Annotated in this window: 16 protein-coding genes and 1 pseudogene; 7 read left to right on the top strand and 10 right to left on the bottom strand. The window is 48.6% G+C overall.

Annotation, left to right across the window (positions count from 1 at the left end; genetic code table 11):
* Positions 1 to 129 precede the first annotated feature (129 nt).
* On the top strand, positions 130 to 600 hold the full coding sequence (locus B9J84_RS13680) for a hypothetical protein (RefSeq protein ID WP_026027513.1): 471 nt from the start codon (positions 130 to 132) through the stop codon (positions 598 to 600).
* Between the two features lie 149 nt (positions 601 to 749).
* Here B9J84_RS13680 and B9J84_RS13675 read toward each other — a convergent pair whose 3' ends face one another.
* Complete coding sequence (locus tag B9J84_RS13675; RefSeq protein ID WP_094124372.1) at positions 750 to 3,080, bottom strand: Tex family protein; 2,331 nt, start codon at positions 3,078 to 3,080, stop codon at positions 750 to 752.
* Between the two features lie 346 nt (positions 3,081 to 3,426).
* On the opposite strand from B9J84_RS13675, the gene greB reads away from it, so the two are divergent.
* Entirely contained in the window at positions 3,427 to 3,909 is a 483-nt protein-coding gene (gene greB, locus B9J84_RS13670; RefSeq protein WP_010319306.1) for a transcription elongation factor GreB, read from the top strand.
* Between the two features lie 51 nt (positions 3,910 to 3,960).
* Here the strand turns inward: greB and B9J84_RS13665 are convergent.
* The 3 genes and pseudogenes from B9J84_RS13665 to B9J84_RS13660 all read right to left on the bottom strand — a co-directional run.
* Positions 3,961 to 4,656, bottom strand: a pseudogene (locus B9J84_RS13665) (AbrB family transcriptional regulator); the annotation flags it as partial.
* Positions 4,657 to 4,667: 11 nt separating this feature from the next.
* Positions 4,668 to 4,766: an NUDIX domain-containing protein gene (locus tag B9J84_RS16240; RefSeq protein WP_256375990.1), complete on the bottom strand. Its 99-nt coding sequence runs from the start codon at positions 4,764 to 4,766 to the stop codon at positions 4,668 to 4,670.
* A gap of 6 nt (positions 4,767 to 4,772) precedes the next feature.
* Positions 4,773 to 5,123, bottom strand: a complete 351-nt coding sequence (locus B9J84_RS13660; RefSeq protein ID WP_094124371.1) for a GlpM family protein — start codon at positions 5,121 to 5,123, stop codon at positions 4,773 to 4,775.
* Between the two features lie 181 nt (positions 5,124 to 5,304).
* Here B9J84_RS13660 and B9J84_RS13655 point away from each other — a divergent pair, with 181 nt between their 5' ends.
* Positions 5,305 to 6,069 carry a tRNA (adenine(22)-N(1))-methyltransferase gene (locus B9J84_RS13655; protein WP_404207385.1) on the top strand — a complete coding sequence of 255 codons (765 nt, stop codon included), beginning with the start codon at positions 5,305 to 5,307 and terminating at the stop codon, positions 6,067 to 6,069.
* Positions 6,053 to 6,985 (top strand): LysR family transcriptional regulator, encoded by a 933-nt coding sequence (locus tag B9J84_RS13650; protein WP_094124369.1) that lies wholly within the window; start codon positions 6,053 to 6,055, stop codon positions 6,983 to 6,985. Before B9J84_RS13655 ends, B9J84_RS13650 begins: the two co-directional genes overlap by 17 nt.
* A 7-nt stretch (positions 6,986 to 6,992) precedes the next feature.
* On the opposite strand, the gene B9J84_RS13645 is transcribed toward B9J84_RS13650, so the two are convergent.
* Together B9J84_RS13645 and B9J84_RS13640 are read right to left on the bottom strand one after the other, a co-directional pair.
* Positions 6,993 to 7,283: a putative quinol monooxygenase gene (locus B9J84_RS13645; protein WP_013855414.1), complete on the bottom strand. Its 291-nt coding sequence runs from the start codon at positions 7,281 to 7,283 to the stop codon at positions 6,993 to 6,995.
* 3 nt (positions 7,284 to 7,286) lie between these two features.
* A complete protein-coding gene (locus tag B9J84_RS13640; RefSeq protein ID WP_017049380.1) occupies positions 7,287 to 7,940 on the bottom strand; it encodes an oxygen-insensitive NAD(P)H-dependent nitroreductase NfsB in 654 nt (217 codons plus the stop codon).
* 282 nt (positions 7,941 to 8,222) lie between these two features.
* On the opposite strand from B9J84_RS13640, the gene B9J84_RS13635 reads away from it, so the two are divergent.
* The 3 genes from B9J84_RS13635 to envZ all read left to right on the top strand — a co-directional run bounded on the left by B9J84_RS13635 (position 8,223) and on the right by envZ (position 11,465).
* Complete coding sequence (locus B9J84_RS13635) at positions 8,223 to 9,209, top strand: DUF3187 family protein (RefSeq protein WP_094124368.1); 987 nt, start codon at positions 8,223 to 8,225, stop codon at positions 9,207 to 9,209.
* A gap of 151 nt (positions 9,210 to 9,360) precedes the next feature.
* On the top strand, positions 9,361 to 10,080 hold the full coding sequence (ompR, locus tag B9J84_RS13630) for a two-component system response regulator OmpR (protein ID WP_010319303.1): 720 nt from the start codon (positions 9,361 to 9,363) through the stop codon (positions 10,078 to 10,080).
* An 80-nt stretch (positions 10,081 to 10,160) separates the two neighbouring features.
* Positions 10,161 to 11,465, top strand: a complete 1,305-nt coding sequence (gene envZ / locus B9J84_RS13625) for a two-component system sensor histidine kinase EnvZ (protein WP_013855410.1) — start codon at positions 10,161 to 10,163, stop codon at positions 11,463 to 11,465.
* A gap of 103 nt (positions 11,466 to 11,568) precedes the next feature.
* Here envZ and B9J84_RS13620 read toward each other — a convergent pair whose 3' ends face one another.
* From B9J84_RS13620 to rpoZ, 4 genes are all read right to left on the bottom strand, one after another.
* Positions 11,569 to 12,963, bottom strand: coding sequence for a uracil-xanthine permease family protein (locus B9J84_RS13620; protein WP_047688004.1), 1,395 nt, complete (start codon positions 12,961 to 12,963; stop codon positions 11,569 to 11,571).
* Between the two features lie 218 nt (positions 12,964 to 13,181).
* On the bottom strand, positions 13,182 to 15,260 hold the full coding sequence (gene recG / locus B9J84_RS13615) for an ATP-dependent DNA helicase RecG (RefSeq protein ID WP_094124367.1): 2,079 nt from the start codon (positions 15,258 to 15,260) through the stop codon (positions 13,182 to 13,184).
* Between the two features lie 207 nt (positions 15,261 to 15,467).
* Positions 15,468 to 17,588 carry a bifunctional GTP diphosphokinase/guanosine-3',5'-bis pyrophosphate 3'-pyrophosphohydrolase gene (spoT, locus tag B9J84_RS13610; RefSeq protein ID WP_017045712.1) on the bottom strand — a complete coding sequence of 707 codons (2,121 nt, stop codon included), beginning with the start codon at positions 17,586 to 17,588 and terminating at the stop codon, positions 15,468 to 15,470.
* 39 nt (positions 17,589 to 17,627) lie between these two features.
* Positions 17,628 to 17,900, bottom strand: coding sequence for a DNA-directed RNA polymerase subunit omega (gene rpoZ / locus B9J84_RS13605; RefSeq protein WP_013855406.1), 273 nt, complete (start codon positions 17,898 to 17,900; stop codon positions 17,628 to 17,630).
* Positions 17,901 to 17,981: the final 81 nt, after the last annotated feature.

Below are 17,981 nucleotides of genomic sequence, written 5' to 3'. Positions count from 1 at the left end.
GGGTACAAATGTTAAATTAAAAATAAATTTGCTAAAAGTTTGAGCAATCTGGTCGATATAAAGTCTAACCCAGTAGTGCTGAGCGAAAGCAGGTCTATCGGGGCGGGCGATACTGAGGAGGTTTCGGCTATGATGGTGTCACCAACGAACGTAAGTGTGCCACTTATCGCCCCATCGGTTAATGTGCAAACGGAACAGGCCGCGCGTGACAATCGGATCCGCGCCCCTGTGATGCCAACCGTCGAACTGGCTAAAACCAACGCTGAGCGTAAGGTAAAGGCGGATGATAAAAGACGAAAACAGTCGTCATGGGACCCTTCAGAGCACCCAAGCTATGAGGTTGGCACCGAATACGAAACATCGACTTCTTATCAAGAGGAGCAGAAAAGCGAGCTCGAAAGGCTGTTTGACTTGCTCGCTCTCGCCACCTACAGCAAGGATCAAGGTAAAAGCTATACGATGCGGTTTAGGTTACCTAAACACATTATTGATGCTGCGATAACCGAAGGCAAAATGGCGCGCCGGCGAACTGTAATTAAGTACTATTATGGTCACGCGGTTGCACCCAATACGCCTTCTGAAGTGATTGCGGTGTTGTAGGTCGATGAATGCGACTTATCGCGATAAATAAAATCCCCACTTAGGCATTGGCCGCAGTGGGGATTTGTGTTTTTTGCGGCTCTGATATGAGCGACGTGGTTAGGTGCTTTTCACTGTGATTCGTTTATCCAGTAAGTTACGCATCGCCGCTATTTTTTCGCTTTAGCAAAGGCGGCGGCGAAAGCTCCACCCATTGCCGCGTTTTGTTGTGGCTCTTCACGACGGCGTTGCGGTTGGCCACCGTTTTGATGCGAACGCGTGTTGCCACTTGTAGAGCCAGAGCGTTGGCTGCGGTTATCTTGCCCCGGCTCATCGTTTAAGCGCATCGAGAGAGCAATGCGTTTTCGCTGCACATCGACTTCCATCACTTTAACTTTGACGATATCGCCCGCTTTCACCACTTCACGCGGGTCGGCAATGAAACGATCAGTCAATGCAGAGATATGCACTAAGCCATCTTGGTGAACGCCAATGTCGACAAAAGCACCAAAGTTGGTCACATTCGATACCACGCCTTCCAAAATCATCCCAATTTCCAGATCTTTCATTTCAGTCACGCCGTCAGCAAAGGTTGCGGTCTTAAACTCAGGGCGTGGATCGCGGCCCGGTTTATCGAGCTCTTTGATGATGTCAGTGACAGTCGGTAGGCCAAAATGCTCGTCGGTGTAATCGACGGCGTGTAAATTGCGCAAAAATTCACTATTGCCGATCAGTGCTTTGATCTCTTTGCTGTTTTTTTCGGCGATGGCTTTCACCACTGGATACGCTTCTGGGTGAACCGAAGAGGCATCGAGTGGATTTTTTCCATCCATAATGCGTAAGAAGCCCGCACATTGCTCAAATGCTTTTGGCCCTAAGCGCGCGACTTTTTTCAGTGTAGCGCGTGAGGCGAAGCGTCCATTTTCATCCCGATAATCAACGATGTTTTGCGCCAGTGCGTTAGACAAGCCTGCCACGCGTGTTAACAGCGCGGCAGAGGCGGTATTCACATCCACGCCCACTGCGTTGACGCAGTCTTCAACAATCGCATCTAAGCGTTTGGCGAGCATCGACTGGCTGACATCGTGTTGGTATTGGCCCACACCGATCGATTTCGGATCGATTTTCACCAGCTCGGCAAGTGGATCTTGCAGGCGGCGAGCAATCGACACCGCGCCGCGTAGCGACACATCCATATTGGGGAACTCTTTGGCCGCCAACTCAGAGGCTGAGTAGACCGAGGCCCCTGCTTCGCTAACAATGATTTTCTGCACTTTCAGGTTGCCGCGCTTAATGACATCGGCGACAAAAGTATCGGTTTCGCGCGATGCGGTACCGTTGCCAATCGCAATCAAATCGACGTTAAATTGGCGTACCAACTGCTCAACAATTTTCGCTGATTTGTCATGTTGGTTATGCGGTTGATGCGGATAAATCGTCTCAGTTGCCAGTACTTTACCCGTGGCGTCCACTACCGCAATTTTCGAACCCGTTCGCAAACCAGGATCCAAGCCGAGAGTGGCGCGTGGACCAGCCGGTGCGGCCATCAACAAATCTTTTAAGTTGGTGGCAAACACTTCAATCGCTTCGATTTCGGCACGCTCTTTCATTGCGCCCATCAGTTCGGTTTCCATGTGCATTGACACTTTAATGCGCCACGCCCAACTGATCACTTGTTTGCGCCACCCATCGGCAGGGGCGCTGCTTAAGTGAATGCCATAGTGTTGTGCAATCAGCGTTTCGCAATACGATTGGCGCACGCCCTCTTCTTGCTCTGGGTCGGCATTCATGCTCAAACTTAAAAAGCCTTCATTGCGGCCGCGAAGCATGGCCAATGCTCGGTGTGAAGGCACTTTACTGAGTGTTTCGTTATGCGCGAAGTAATCTTTAAATTTCTCCCCTGCTTGCTCTTTGCCTTCGACCACGCGAGAGACCAATTCGGCACTGCGCGTCAAATGGCGGCGCACTTTGTCCAGCAGGTTGGCATCTTCCGCAATGCGTTCCATGATAATGGCGCGTGCACCGTCCAGTGCTGCTTTGATATCACTGATCCCTTTCTCGGTGTTCACATAGTGTGCGGCCTCGGTTTCAGGGTCGGTTTGCGCTTCATTCCACAGCTTGTCTGCCAGTGGTTCAAGCCCTGCTTCAATCGCAATTTGACCTTTAGTACGACGCTTAGGTTTGTAGGGTAAATAGAGATCTTCAAGGCGAGTTTTACTATCTGCTTGGTTGATCTCTTGTGCTAGCTCAGCGGTGAGTTTGCCTTGTTCTTGAATCGATTTTAGAATGGTTTGGCGGCGATCATCGAGCTCGCGCAGATAGGATAAACGGCTGTCTAAGGTACGCAGTTGGGTGTCGTCTAGCCCACCCGTGACCTCTTTACGGTAACGGGCGATAAAAGGAACGGTGTTTCCGTCATCAATAAGTGTGACAGTCGCTGTCACTTGCTCAAGACGCACATTTAGCTCTTTTGCGATCAATTTGCAGATAGCTTGGCTCATCCGTGGTTTCTCTTTTGTAGTTCAGTAGCACCACCACTCAGGGTGGTTTGAATAGGGTAACTATTGGGGCACGTTAGACTTATTTCTAGTCTAACGGCGCGCTGTTATGAGATTAGTGAGATAACCTTCTACCCGATTGTGCCAAAGAGGTCACGTAACGCGTGTGATTTTGATGTCATTTTTCAGCGTTGGCAGCGCTAAAACCGAAGATGAGTTTGGTGGCTAAAGATAAGCTCAGTCAGTTGGTGCCGAGCGAAAATGACAGTATAGTAGCAACAAGCCATCGTGATGAATGTATAACCTGCGGCTACCTTGAATGTGCGGCGGTGTGTAATGGGAAAAGATCTTGAAGACCAAACTGATTACCCGTGAGGGCTACAATAAATTAAAGGCAGAGCATGACCATCTTTGGCATGAAAAACGGCCAGAAATTACCAAAATAGTCACTTGGGCTGCTGGCCTAGGGGATCGCTCTGAAAACGCAGACTACACCTTTAATAAGCGTTTACTGCGCCAAATTGATCGCCGAATTCGTTTTTTGAGAAAATTTTTACCGGAAGTGACGATAGTTGATTATTCGCCTCAACAAGAGGGGAAAGTGTTTTTCGGTGCTTGGGTGGAAATTGAAAATGAAGCGGGTGATGTAAAGCGCTTTCGCATTGTGGGCCCAGAAGAGATTTACGGTGACGCGAAAGATTACATCTCCATCGATTCACCGATGGCGCGTGCTCTGCTGAAAAAAGAGGTTGATGACGAGGTGCAAGTGCCCACGCCCACTGGTATCAAAGAGTGGTTTATTAACTCGATTGAGTATGAAAAAGGGCAGTGAACGGAGTATTCGGTTCAAAATATTCCTCGGTCGCTCATTTTTCGCATCTCACATCCATGTTGGAAGTTGTAGCGCAATGCCTGTCGAAAAACTATTGAAACTGGCCGTGACCAGCAGTGCCGCCAACATATAGGGCGCAGGAATGCCGAGCAAGGTCGAGCCTTTACCCAGCAGTAGACTAAGCAGCGCAAGCGCAAAGAAAATCAACCACGCGTAAATCGTCAAACTGCTCTCAACGGGGGCAACGTCGGGCGTGCTATTGGAGATAAAAAGAGCCAGTAAAGTGAGGATCATCAAGCGCACCGAGTGCGAATAAACCACTTTGGTTGAAGGAGTCTGGCTTGATTCGCTGATCACCAAAATCGCTGCCATCGCGCCCGGTACCGCACCGAGTAGAGATTCAAACGGTGACCAACCTTCTCTTTTGCGGAGCCAAAGAAAGCTGCTGGCGATCTGCAAGCTTAAGCAGCAAACCAAACCGATAATCACCGGTAGGGTTAAGGTTTCGCCCAGTTGACTTAAACTGATGGTCGCCCCAACGCTGATGCCGAGCACAATTTGCACCGTCAACAATAACCCGTTAGGAACGTGGATGGATAAGAGGCGTTTTTTATGCAGCACAATGACCAAAGCTGCGGCAATAAACATTTCAGAAAGCGGAATGGCGAGCAAGCTTCCCACACTCGCCGCAACAGCTGCGATCACCACAATGTGAATAAACAGAGTAAAAGAAGCTCTTTCGAACATTATGTCTTTCCTTAATAAATTGTGCAGCGTAAATGCCATCGTTCCTCTAGCACTTCACGTTGTAGTGCTTGCGTTTGGCTTTCTCCCGTATCGATATGACCGTCGGGGATGATGGTTTAGGCTATCGCAGGGTTTAAACGTGTCCAACTTACTAACAATAATGCAGCGAATGCCAACCACACCAAAGTGGCACATACCAGTGTACTGGTGAGAGGTAGCCAATAACTGAAGTAGTATACTGCCAATAGGTATGCCGCATAAGGGATAAGCGAGTAAAGGCCAAACAACGCGGTGGTGCGCAGGTCTTCCATCGTGCGTTCGGTGCCGACAATGTAATGCGCAATCAGAGCGAAGGTAGGAAACAGCGGTACAAGACCAGAAATAAAAAAGCTTTTGCTTTTGGAGAGCAGGGCGATGATCAACACGGCAAGCGCACCAAGCAGGCACTTGAAAAACAGAGCTGCCATGACATTTCCTTTTGTCAGAATAGATTAAGTGTTGCTTACTATAAATCACTGACAGGTTAACTAGAAATGTTCATTGATGGGTTTGTTATTTTCTATGCAACATTTCTTCAAATCCAAGTAAAATGGCCGCCACTCTTTTTATTCGGCGGCGTGTTGTATCATGCGGCTTGGTTGGGCAAAGATGAAATTAGGAAAACGGCTCACGCAGTTAGTACAGCAGATCAACCGCCACTACGATCATATTTGGGATTGCTGCTGCGATCACGGTTTGCTTGGCGCGGCATTACTGAAGCGCTGTCCAAATAGTGTGGTGCATTTTGTTGATATTGTGCCAGCGTTGATTGAAAAGGTGACGCTCGATTTAACGCGCTATTTCCCTGCAACGGCGGCGTTACCGCGCTGGCGTACACATTGCCTTGATGTGCGCGATTTGCCGCTTGATAGCCATTCTGGCTCGCATCTACTGATCATCGCTGGGGTTGGCGGTGATTTAATGAGTGAATTCATTGCCGAGCTGGTTGAGCGTTATCCGCATCGCTCGTTCGATTTTCTGCTTTGTCCTGTGCATCACGGCTACACCTTACGTGAACAGTTGATGACACTGGGCGCGAGATTACAACAGGAACAACTGGTGGAAGAGAATCGGCGTATCTACGAGCTGCTGAACGTGCAGATTCATCCGCCTGCAGTACGAGGCAAAGAACCAAAATTACCACCCCTTAGTTTGGTCGGTGAATCGATCTGGCAAGTGGACAATGATGAGCAAAAAATGATTGCCCAGCGTTATCTGACGCAATTGCAACAGCATTATCAGCGTAAAGCGCAAGGCGGCGATGTTAGCGCGCAAAAGTGTTGGCAAGCCTATCAGCCGATTAATATCACTTGTCATGGAAATTTTAGCGATGGAAATAGCCCAATAGGCGGAGAAGATGAAAGCACTCAATGATCTGAACTTGTTTGTCGAAACTGCACGCCAAGGCAGTTTTTCTAAGGCGGCCAACAGCGTATCGCTGACCACGGCCGCGGTCAGTGCCGCCATTCGCCGCTTAGAAGAGCAGGTGCAGTTTCCGCTCTTTGTCCGCTCGACACGTCATATGCGCTTAACCCAAGAGGGGGAGATTTTCCTCGCCAAAACTCAGACAGCCCTTGCCACGTTGCAAGAAGGGCTCGATCAGATAGCATGCGCGCGCGGTCAACTAGCGGGGAAGCTGCACCTCAGTGCCCCTTCGGATTTGGGGCGCAATTTACTGCTGGATTGGATCGATGAATTTATTGCCTTGCACCCGAACGTCATCGTTAAACTGGATCTCTCTGATCGCTTAGCGGATATGTATGCTCACCCGATGGATATTGCGATTCGTTATGGCCATCCTGCGGATTCCAATTTGGTTGCAATGCCGCTGTGTGAATCAAACGAGCGCGTGTTATGCGCTTCGCCAGAATATTTGGCAACGCATCCACCTATCCTCCATCCTGACGATCTGCAACATCACAATTGTCTTTGTTATATGCTGGCCGACACGCTGCATAATAAGTGGGTTTTGAGCCGAGAGGGCGAAACGCAGAGTGTGGTAGTGCAAGGAAACCCCGCATGCAACGATGGTGACGTGGTACATCGATTGGTTGTTAAAGGCAAAGGCATTGCCAATAAGTCATTAATGGATATCAGTCAGGATATTATTGATGGGCGTTTAGTACGCATTTTACCGCAATGGGAAAGTGGGCCAGTGCCAATTTATATCGTGTGTGCAGACCGACGTTTGATCACCCCAACCATTCGCGCTTTTCAGGAATTTATTCGTGGAAAAGGCTGCCAGCAACGACAAGCGGTACTGACAGCCATCAAACAGCGTGAGAGTTAATCCCGCATTAGCCAACAAACGTTAGCGGGCGGATTTGTAGGTATTCCAATGCCTCTTGCTCGCTAAGCTGTTGTTGAAAGTGCTGAAAATGCGCACTCTGCTGGTGTTGTTGCAAGCTCTCCTCTGAGCACCAAATCTCCTGCATCAAGAATAACCCGTCAATCGAGTTATCACGATAGAGCTCATATTGGCAGCAGCCTGTTTCGTTGCGGCTCGGTTCAAGCAGCGCTTCAAGCATAGCTTGCACTCGCTCTATTGAGTCGGGAAGGGCTTTGATTTCGGCTAATAAGTGGATCATGGCTTATAACTCAGTAAAGACGGTTTGCTCTGGCCAGCGAGATTTCGGCAGCTTGGCGTTGAAATCTTCTTCGCTGTGGTAACCGAGCGGTACAATCACTAAGCTGGTGAACCCTTTTTCAGTCAGGCCAAACTCTTGGTTGAGCACCTCGGCATCAAATCCTTCAATGGGGACAGCATCAATGCCCATCGCAGCCGCTCCGAGCAGCAGTGTTCCAACATTTAAATAAACTTGTTTTTGCATCCAGTGTTCGGCGTCATTGAGCGTTTCTCGATGCAAGTTAACAAAATAGCTGCGTCCACCGTGCATGCCTGTTTTGGCTTCTTCATTGGCAAAGCGGCCATCTTTCTCTTCGTTTTCCAGCAGCGTCAATAAGTAGTGATCATCAATATCGGTTTTGGCGCAAAACACCATCACGTGAGACGCATCCAAAATTTTGCGTTCGTTAAAGGAAAATTGACCTTGCGCCGCTTTGGCGATACGCGTTTTGCCTTCCTCGCTAGCCGCCAAAATAAAATGCCAAGGCTGCGAATTGACGCTAGAGGCGCTCATGCGTACCAGTTCTTTAATATCAGCGACTTGCTGTTCAGTCAGTTTACGGTTGGTGTCAAACGCTTTGGTGGAATAGCGCGCTTGCGATGCTTGAACAATATTCATTTTTCCCTCCTAGGGAAGATAACATTCGAGATGGCGCTAAGATAACGGACTGAGTCCAAACAAGAAACCGCCTCTTGCTTAATTCATTTTCAAAAAAAATTTGATAATCCGAATTTGAAAACGCCCTAGCTTGCGGAAAAAGTTAGCACTATCTCATGATATTGCTGAATTAGCGCATACACTTAATGTGTACGGTAGATCATCATTAAGGGATATGGTCACTCACTAAGCGTTAATGATTGTCTAATATATTCAAAAGGTTGCTTTGGCCGGAGAGTATGCATGACGGAGTGTAAGTGCGTTTGTTGGTTTATTCTCTTTTCTCTTTCCATCCCCTCGGCGTGGGCGGACATTGACTACGGGCCTGCGCAAAGCTATGTGCAATCGCCACTGCATACCAATAGCCTTTCTGCACAACTTCGCTCCGGCTTTTCGATGCAAGAGGAAGAAGTGGAGCTCTATACCAGCGCGACTATCGCCAGCATTTGGGCGATCACGCCTGACTATACGCTGGATTATTACCAGAATCAGATAGCGATGGGCGGTAAATGGCAGCTCTCTTCTAAGTGGCAGGCTGAGCTTAATTATCGTTGGAACTTTGCTGCCAATAATCATTTAGATGGCTTAACCATTGCTTTTCATGATGGGTTTGGCATTGATCAAAACGGGCGTGAGGATGTCGATAACGATCGCTTCATCATTCAAATGCCAGAGTACGGCATTGATCAGGAAGCGTTCCGAGGCGAGACATTGAGCCGTGCGTTGACCAGTTATTTACAGTACCAGCTGGTGGATAAGTCTCATCACGGTTTGTCATTGGGAGTTTCACTCTATTACAACGATCCACACCATGGAATATTCAACCTATCCGAGTTTGAACAAGCGGTGCAGCTTAATTATGGCTACCGAAGAGGTAAGCATGCACTTGATACGCTGTTGGCTATCACCTTTCGCAACCCGACCAATGTACCAGGCCAAACCCAGTATCATTCGAGCACTTGGTCGATGGGTACCAGTTATCGATATCAGTGGTTAGAACGCCATTATCTGATTGGGCAGGTCTCATTCTATCAAGGCCTTTCAACGGGCGAGGATGACTTTTCTAAACCATCGACCGAGTTTATTTTGGGGTATCGTTATCAAATGAGCCATTCAGCGATTGAAGTTACTGCGGTCGAAAATATGTTTAATGCCAACAACAGCACCGATATTGCCTTTGGTTTAGGCTATCGCTATCGTTTTGGCCGCTTTGATAAAGAGCCGAACTGACAAACGATGTTATCCGCTTAGTGTCTAACAACGAAGCGCGACAAAAGACATAAACGTTAACAATTCTTTGCATGATTTTAGCCGCAACGGTGTTACATTTTACTCGCTCGGTTTGATATTGGCTGAAGCTCAGAATTAGGTGGGATCTCAGATGCAAGAAAACTATAAAATTTTAGTGGTGGATGATGATGCGCGTTTACGTGCATTGCTTGAGCGTTACTTGTCAGAGCAAGGTTTTCTGGTGCGTAGTGTCGCCAATAGCGAACAGATGGATCGCCTGCTCACTCGTGAAAACTTCCACTTAATGGTGCTTGATTTGATGTTACCGGGTGAAGATGGTTTGTCTATTTGCCGCCGCTTGCGTAACGCCAATAACATGTTGCCGATTTTAATGCTGACCGCTAAAGGCGACGAAGTGGATCGTATTGTTGGCTTGGAGGTGGGTGCGGATGATTACCTGCCCAAACCGTTTAACCCGCGTGAACTACTGGCGCGAATCAAAGCCGTGCTACGCCGCCAAGTGATTGAAGCCCCCGGCGCGCCAAGTGCTGAAGAATCGGTGGTTGAATTTGGTGAGTTTCGCCTGAATTTAGGGACCCGCGAAATGTTCCGTGGCGATGAGCCGATGCCGCTCACTTCCGGTGAATTTGCCGTATTGAAGACCTTAGTCACCAATGCGCGTGAGCCAATGTCGCGCGATAAGTTGATGAATATGGCAAGAGGGCGTGAATACTCCGCAATGGAGCGCTCGATTGATGTGCAAATCTCGCGTTTACGTCGCATGCTTGAAGTGGATCCAAGCAAACCACGCTACATACAAACGGTGTGGGGCTTAGGTTACGTCTTCGTTCCAGATGGTAAAGAGTCTTAAATTTCAATCAGCTCCTGTCGGTTAACCCACAGGAGCTTTTTTGTCGCCTTTTTGATAGTACGTTCATAGCGGGTTTTCCTATGCGCATTCGCAGTTCCTTTACTCAATCGATTTTGCTCTTCTTTTCATTGCTGATCGCCAGCCAAGTGTATTCTTATTACGCCGTATTTAACTATGCTTTGATGCCCAGTTTGCAGCAGTTCAATAAGATTTTGGGCCATGAGATCAACCTAATGCTGGACGATGCGGCGAACAATACATCGAAGCTGGGAATGGACGCCTTACAGCGCCGCCGAGTGTTAGAACAGTTGGGCGTCACCATTCATAGTGAAGAGAGTGAGATGGCCCAAGAGTATCACGATGCCATCAGCATTGATTTGATGAGCGAGGAGATGAGCAATGAGCTCGGCTCGCCGACCGATGTGCGGATGATTTTGGGTAAAGAGAGTTATATTTTATGGATGAAAGTGGACTCTTTTCCGGGGTCATTAATACGCATCCCTCTCTCTGAGCTGCAAAAAGAGGATTTTGCGCCACTATTTCACAATAGTTTGGTGATGGCGTTACTGATCGTCTTAGGAGGATGGCTGTTTATTCGTCTGCAAAATCGTCCCTTAATTGCCTTAGAAAAAGCCGCCAAAGCCGTTGGCCGAGGTGAGAATCCGCCACCATTGCCACTCAAAGGCGCTTCTGAAATTCGCGCGGTGACGTTGGCGTTTAATCAAATGTCGAAAGGGATCCAAGCGCTTGAAGAGGATCGCTCATTATTGATGGCGGGGATCAGCCACGACTTACGTACGCCGCTGACTCGTATTCGCTTAGCCACGGAAATGATGTCTCCAGAAGAGAGTTATCTCGCCGAAGGGATCATCAGTGATACGGAAGAGTGTAACGAGATCATCAGTCAGTTTATGGACTACCTTAAACCCGTCAATAAACAGACCTTTACCGCCGTTGATCTCAATGAGATCGCCAATGATGTCGCCACTGCCGAAGGGGGCTACGAGATCAAAATCGATGTCGCGCTGCATTTACCAATGCAGCCAGCCTTTGGCAATGCGATCGCCATTAAACGCGCGGTGAGCAACTTAGTGGTGAACGCCATTCGTTATGGTAATGGTTGGGTTAAGGTGAGCACGGGCAGTACCGCAGATAACAAAATGGCTTGGGTTTGTGTGGAGGATAATGGCCCGGGTATTGATCCTAGCCAAGTGAGTAAAGTGTTTGAACCTTTTACGCGTGGCGATACCGCGCGCGGCAGTGAAGGCACAGGGCTTGGTTTGGCGATAGTGAAACGGATTGTTAGCCAGCATCATGGCAGCGTTGTGGTGAGTAACCGCAGTGAAGGTGGACTCAAAGCGCAACTGAGCTTCCCGACCAAATAGGGGCTTATTCACTAAATAACACAATGGGCTCAGTTGAGCCCATTGTGTTTGCGGTTGATGCCCTTTCGGCGACTGACCGAAGTTTTTGGGCACATCCATGCAATCAGTTGGTTTTGAGCTCTTCGAGTTCTTCTTCTTCGCGTGGCAATTTTTCTGGCAGTAGCAAGTTGAGCAAAATGGCGGTGATACCGCCAGCCGCTACGCCGGATGAAAAAATGCTCTTAATGAACTCGGGCATAAATTGCAGAATCTCTGGCTTTTGCGCAATGCCTAACCCCATCGAAAACGACAGCGCCATGATTAAAATCGCGCGGCGGTCGAGATCCACACGGGAAATAATACGCACACCCGCGGCTGCAATGGTGCCGAACATGACGATGGTTGCACCGCCAAGTACCGGTTCAGGAATCAATTGTACAAAGCTTGCCACGCCCGGGAACAGGCCGAGCAACACCAACATGGCGGAAATAAAGTAACCCACATAACGGCTGGCAACCCCGGTGAGCATAATTACACCATTGTTTTGGCTAAAGGTCGAGTTGGGAAAACTGTTAAAGACCGCCGCCAGCGCAGAGTTCAAACCATCAGCCAGCACACCACCTTTAATACGCTTCATGTAAATCGGCCCTTTGACAGGCTCGCCCGACACTTCAGAAGTGGCGGTGATATCACCAATCGCTTCCAATGCGGTGATCAAGAAAATCAGTACCAGAGGAATAAAGAGTGACCAATCAAAACCCAAACCAAACTGCATAGGTATTGGTAGTGCAATCAGGGCAGTTTCACTCAGTGAATCAGTGTTCACCATCCCCATCAAGTAGGCCATGATATAACCAACGAACATCGCAATCACAATCGATGCTACGCGAATGTATGGGTTACTTGAGCGGTTGAGCAACACGATAAGCCCAAGCACGGTTCCCGCCAATGCCAGTTTGTCTAAGCTGCCAAAAGTGCCATCGCTGAGCGCAGCATAGCCGCCACCCATAGAAACTAAACCAACTTGTACCAGTGTTAAGCCTATCAGGGTGACCACAATGCCCGACACCAGCGGCGTGATCACGCGGCGCGCGTATTGCAGCACTCGTGATAATAGGATTTCAGCAAAAGAGGCAACTAAAATGGTGCCAAAGATCGCCGCCATCATAGTGCTGATATCTGCACCACCCGCTTTTAATGACAAGCCTGCGCCAATAATTGGCCCAAGAAAGTTAAAACTGGTGCCTTGGATAGAAAGTAAACCGGAGCCAATCGGGCCAATGGTGCGGATCTGGATAAAAGAGGATAAGCCAGATGCAAACAGCGACATGCTGATGATGGTGTTAGTCTGTTCGGCAGAAACACCAAGTGTTTGGCAAATAATGAGCGAAGGGGTGATGACCGCAACAAACATGGCTAGCAAATGTTGTAAAGCGGCGAAAATGGTTTGGGGTAGCGGTGGCCTATCGTTGAGTTGATAAACCAAATCAGACTTACGCGAAGCGTTGTGGATAGTCATACTGTTTTCCTAATGGTGCGTTGTTGTCTTAGCGTTCGCTGAGTGGGAGCACTAAGTGGAGCAGACACGTCATCTGTGATTGCTGTTAATCAGAATCTGCTCGGACTGGATAAGTGAGTAGTTCACTAAAAAAATTGGCGAAATTATAGAGGGTTTACGCAAGAAAGCAAACGTTTGCTTTACTGTGTAAGGGAGAGGGGAATACAGAACGAACAATCTTATGCTTTGGCGTAGATGTCCTTCTCTCCTAACCAGCGATCGATAATGGCGGTCGCGTGGCTTGGATAATGGTCGTGTAAGTAGCGAGCAATGCGCTGTACTTCAGGAATTAAACGTTGGTCACGGACTAAATCCGCAATTTTGAAATCCGCGAGGCCGGTCTGTTTGGTACCAAGCAGCTCACCCGGACCGCGAATTTCTAAGTCTCGTTGGGCAATCACAAAACCGTCATTGCTCTCACGCAGTACACCCAAGCGTTTTTGCGCGGTTTTCGATAGTGGTGCATGGTAGAGCAATACGCAATGGCTGGCGACAGAGCCTCGCCCTACGCGGCCGCGTAATTGGTGCAACTGTGCTAAGCCCAAACGCTCAGGGTTTTCGATGATCATCAAGCTCGCATTCGGCACGTCAACGCCAACCTCAATCACCGTTGTGGCAACCAGCAAGTGCAGTTCATTGTTTTTAAAGGCTTGCATCACCGCTTGTTTTTCGCTTGGCTTCATTCGACCATGCACCAAACCGATTTTGACATCGGGCAGAGTGCGTTGTAGCTCTTGCGCTGTGTCGGCGGCGGCTTGCGCTTCTAGCACCTCAGACTCATCAATCAAAGTACAGACCCAATAAGCCTGTTTTCCTTCACTCAAACAGGCATGACGTACGCGCTCGACGATATCATCACGCTTTGTATCTGGGATTGCGACAGTTTGAATGGGCGTTCGTCCCGGTGGCAGTTCATCAATAACGGAGGTTTCTAAATCAGCGTAAGCAGTCATCGCTAAAGTTCGTGGGATCGGCGTTGCGGTCATGATCAATTGGTGCGGATATGCGCCTTGCTTCGCCCCTTTCTCACGCAGTTCTAAACGCTGGTGGACGCCAAAGCGGTGTTGTTCATCAATGATGACGAGCGCAAGGTGATGAAATTCAACTTGTTCTTGGAAAAGAGCGTGAGTACCCACTATCATTTTTGCCTCACCGCTGGCAATGCGAGCCAGTTCTGTTTCTTTCGCTTTGCCTTTTAATTTACCCGCCAGCCAGCCGACTTGGATGCCCATTGCTTCAAACCAGTTGGCAAAGTTAATCGCGTGCTGCTCGGCCAGCAATTCCGTCGGTGCCATTAATGCTACTTGATAGCCATGTTCGATAGCTCGTGCGGCGGCTAATGCAGCGACCAAGGTTTTCCCTGAGCCCACATCACCTTGTACTAAACGCATCATGGGGTGAGCTTGTGCCAGATCGGCTTCGATCTCTGTCACAACACGTGTTTGTGCTTTAGTGGGAGAGAAAGGCAGCTGTGCAAGCAGTTGTTGTTTGAGTGTGCCAGACCCAGCCAGTGGCAATGCCATATCTTGCTGGCCTTGATGGCGTACAGCCAGCATGGAGAGGTTTTGCGCCAACAGCTCTTCCATAATTAGGCGAACCTGCGCCGGATGTTTCCCCTCATCAAACAGTTGCAGGTTAATGCCCGGTGGCGGCCGGTGAATGATGTGCAGCGCTTCAGAGAGCGTAATTTGGTGATCATACAACCCGGCAGGTAGCAATTCTTGTACGGCGGCTTTGTCGAGTAAACTTAATGCTTGATCAGTGAGTGTGCGTAGCGTGAGTTGGCGCAGGCCATCGGTTGTTGGGTAAACGGGTGTTAAGTTAGCTTCGACATCTGGCTGTTGTTGAGGAGCATAAAATTTATAATCAGGATGAACAATTTCAAGGCCGAATCCACCACGTTTAATTTCACCGTAAGCGTGCACTAACTTACCTTCAGCGAAATTGTTTTTCATCCCAGCCGTAAAGTTAAAAAAACGCAGCGTAATGGTGCCGTTACCATCGCTTATTTTTACTGTGAGCATTTTGCGTTTGCCAAAAACCGTATCCACCGCCATGACTTTACCTTGCACGGCGGCCCAAAGCCCGGGATGCAATTTAGCGATAGGGTAGATCCGTGTGCGGTCCTCATAACGTAAAGGGAGATGGAACAGCAGATCTTGCACACTGATTAAGCCAACCTTTTCCAGTTTTTCAGCCACTTTAGCGCCCACGCCAGAGAGTGAGGTGAGAGGAATCGCGGACAGTAGCTGTGACATAACAGGGCTCATTAACAGTATCGTTATGTATTATTCAACCATCGAACTGTTTTTTTGTACAGCATAAAATCATGTAATGGTCGATAAGCGGCAGGCCATCGGCTAATTTGAATAGTGACGCCTAAAATGCAAGATGGAGGTAGGGTGTCGGAAAATAAAAAACCCCATGAGTGGTTAGCCGCAAGGGGTTTTATTTATTTGGATAGTTTAATTTTTCCGGCGTCGCACTTTCAGTGCATGAGGCATCACACGAATTTTTTTCATGATGTTTGCTAAGTGAATGCGATCTTTGGTGGTCAGCAGCACAGTAACAGTATACAAACGTCCATCACGCTCCTCGGTGGAGAGGCCATGAATGTTGGAACCTGTTTTCGAGATTACATTCGTCAGTTCCGCTAACGCACCTTGGTGGTTTTGCATGTCCACTTTCAGTTCGGTGATGAACTCTTGGTCGTAATCTTTAGACCACTCAACCGCCATGTAACGATCCGGCTCTTTTTGGTAGCCACGAACATTAGGGCAGGTTTCACGATGCACCACTAAACCACGACCCGGAGATACATGCGCAATGATGTGATCGTCTGGGATGGGGTGGCAGCAGTTAGCAAACGTGAGCAAAATACCTTCAGCGCCGCGGATCGGCAGTTTCTTTTTCGGTTTGCCATCATTGCTTTCCACTTCGGTCAGCTCATCAGCATCGCCAAGCAGACGACGCGCAATGACAATACTCATCAGTTCGCCTAAACCAATTGCGGCCAGCAGATCATCGACCGTGGCCATTTTAAGCTCACCAATCACATGCTTAATGTTCTCGTCACTGATGTCACTGAGTGAAAGATCACCCAGCGCGTGATTGAGCAAACGTCTACCAAGTGTGATCGATTCCTCACGGCGCATGGTTTTGAGCACTTGACGTATCTTAGTACGAGCGCGAGATGTGACCACATAGTTGAGCCAAGCGGCATTAGGGCGAGCCCCAGGTGCGCTGATGATTTCAATCGTTTGGCCGTTTTTCAGTGATTTACTTAACGGATAAGGGTTTCGATCAACACGAGCTCCAACACAGGTATTACCGACATCGGTGTGTACCGCGTAGGCAAAATCAACCGCAGTTGCCCCGACAGGCAGCTCAACGATGCGGCCTTTGGGGGTGAAGACGTAGATTTCATCAGGGAAAAGATCCGACTTAACGTTCTCAATAAACTCAAACGAGTTGCCAGCGCTTTGTTGTAGTTCAAGTAGGCTTTGCATCCAGCGCTGTGCTTTAATTTGCGCGGTGGTGCCAGTGCGTTCGCCATTACCTTTGTAAGACCAATGAGCAGCCACGCCTTTGTCGGCCATCTGTTCCATGTCTTCAGTGCGGATCTGCACTTCAACTGGGACGCCGTGTGGGCCGACCATCGAGGTATGCAAAGATTGGTAGCCGTTCGCTTTGGGCACGGCGATGTAATCTTTCATGCGCCCCGGGCGAGGTTTGTACAAGCTATGAACTTGGCCTAATGCACGATAACAAGTATCTGCAGTGTCGACCACGACTCGAAAAGCGTAGATGTCCATAATGGTGTGAAAGCGCTGCTCTTTGGTTTTCATCTTGTTATAGATGGAGAACAGGTTCTTTTCACGGCCGACCACGCGTGCTTTCAAACCGAAATCTTGCAAGCGGCCTTCAATTTCACTGTGGATGCGTTGGATCATCTCTTTGCGGTTACCGCGAGCGGATCTTACCACTTCTTTCAATACGCGATAACGATTTGGGTACAATGCTTCAAAGCCAAGCTCTTCTAGCTCAGTCTTGATGTTATGAATCCCTAAGCGGTGAGCAAGAGGCGCGTAAATCTCTAACGTTTCACGGGCAATACGACGCTTTTTATCCGGGCGCAATGCGCCAAGGGTACGCATATTGTGTGTGCGGTCAGCAAGTTTGATGAGAATAACGCGAATGTCTTGCACCATTGCTAGCACCATCTTACGAAAGTTCTCGGCTTGGGCTTCTTTACGATCACGAAATTTCAACTTGTCGAGTTTAGAAACCCCGTCCACCAATTCCGCCACGGCGTGACCAAATTGCGCTTCAAGATCGTCTTTAGTGACATCGCAATCTTCGATGACATCATGTAATAACGCTGCTTGTAGCGTTTCCAAATCAAGGCGCATATCAGCCAAAATTCGAGAAACCGCAACAGGGTGAATGATGTAAGGTTCGCCGCTAGAACGGGTTTGCCCTTCATGGGCTTCACGTGCGACCACATAAGATTGACGCAGAGCCTCAATTTGAGGCTCTGTTAGGTATTCTTGGACAACGTCTTTAAGGCTATCAAATAGATACAAATTATAGGCCCGGAAGGTTGTTGAATTTGAATGGCAGAATTAACGGTTGTGAGCGATGCTGCTTACTGCGGCCAATTCTGCGGCTTCTTGCTCTTTCTGCTCTTGGCGCTCACGAGCATCAAGCACATCTTTCGTGATAAGACCTTCTTCGATTTCGCGCAGAGCGATAACGGTTGGCTTATCGTTCTCTTCTGGCACCAATGAATCTTTACCGCCAGTTTGCATTTGACGAGCGCGGCGAGCCGCAATCAGAACTAGGTCGAAACGATTGCCCACTTTTTCAACAGCGTCTTGAACAGTTACGCGTGCCATGAGAACTCCAAATAGTTAACTAAAAATTTTTAAATGACGAGAAAGTATACAGTCTAATCTTTGTTTATACTAGCGATAGAC

The organism is Vibrio sp. V03_P4A6T147 (genome assembly GCF_002241085.1).
Lineage (GTDB): Bacteria > Pseudomonadota > Gammaproteobacteria > Enterobacterales > Vibrionaceae > Vibrio > Vibrio anguillarum.
Note: the sequence above shows the minus strand (reverse complement) of the source record. Positions and strands in the feature narration are given on the sequence as shown.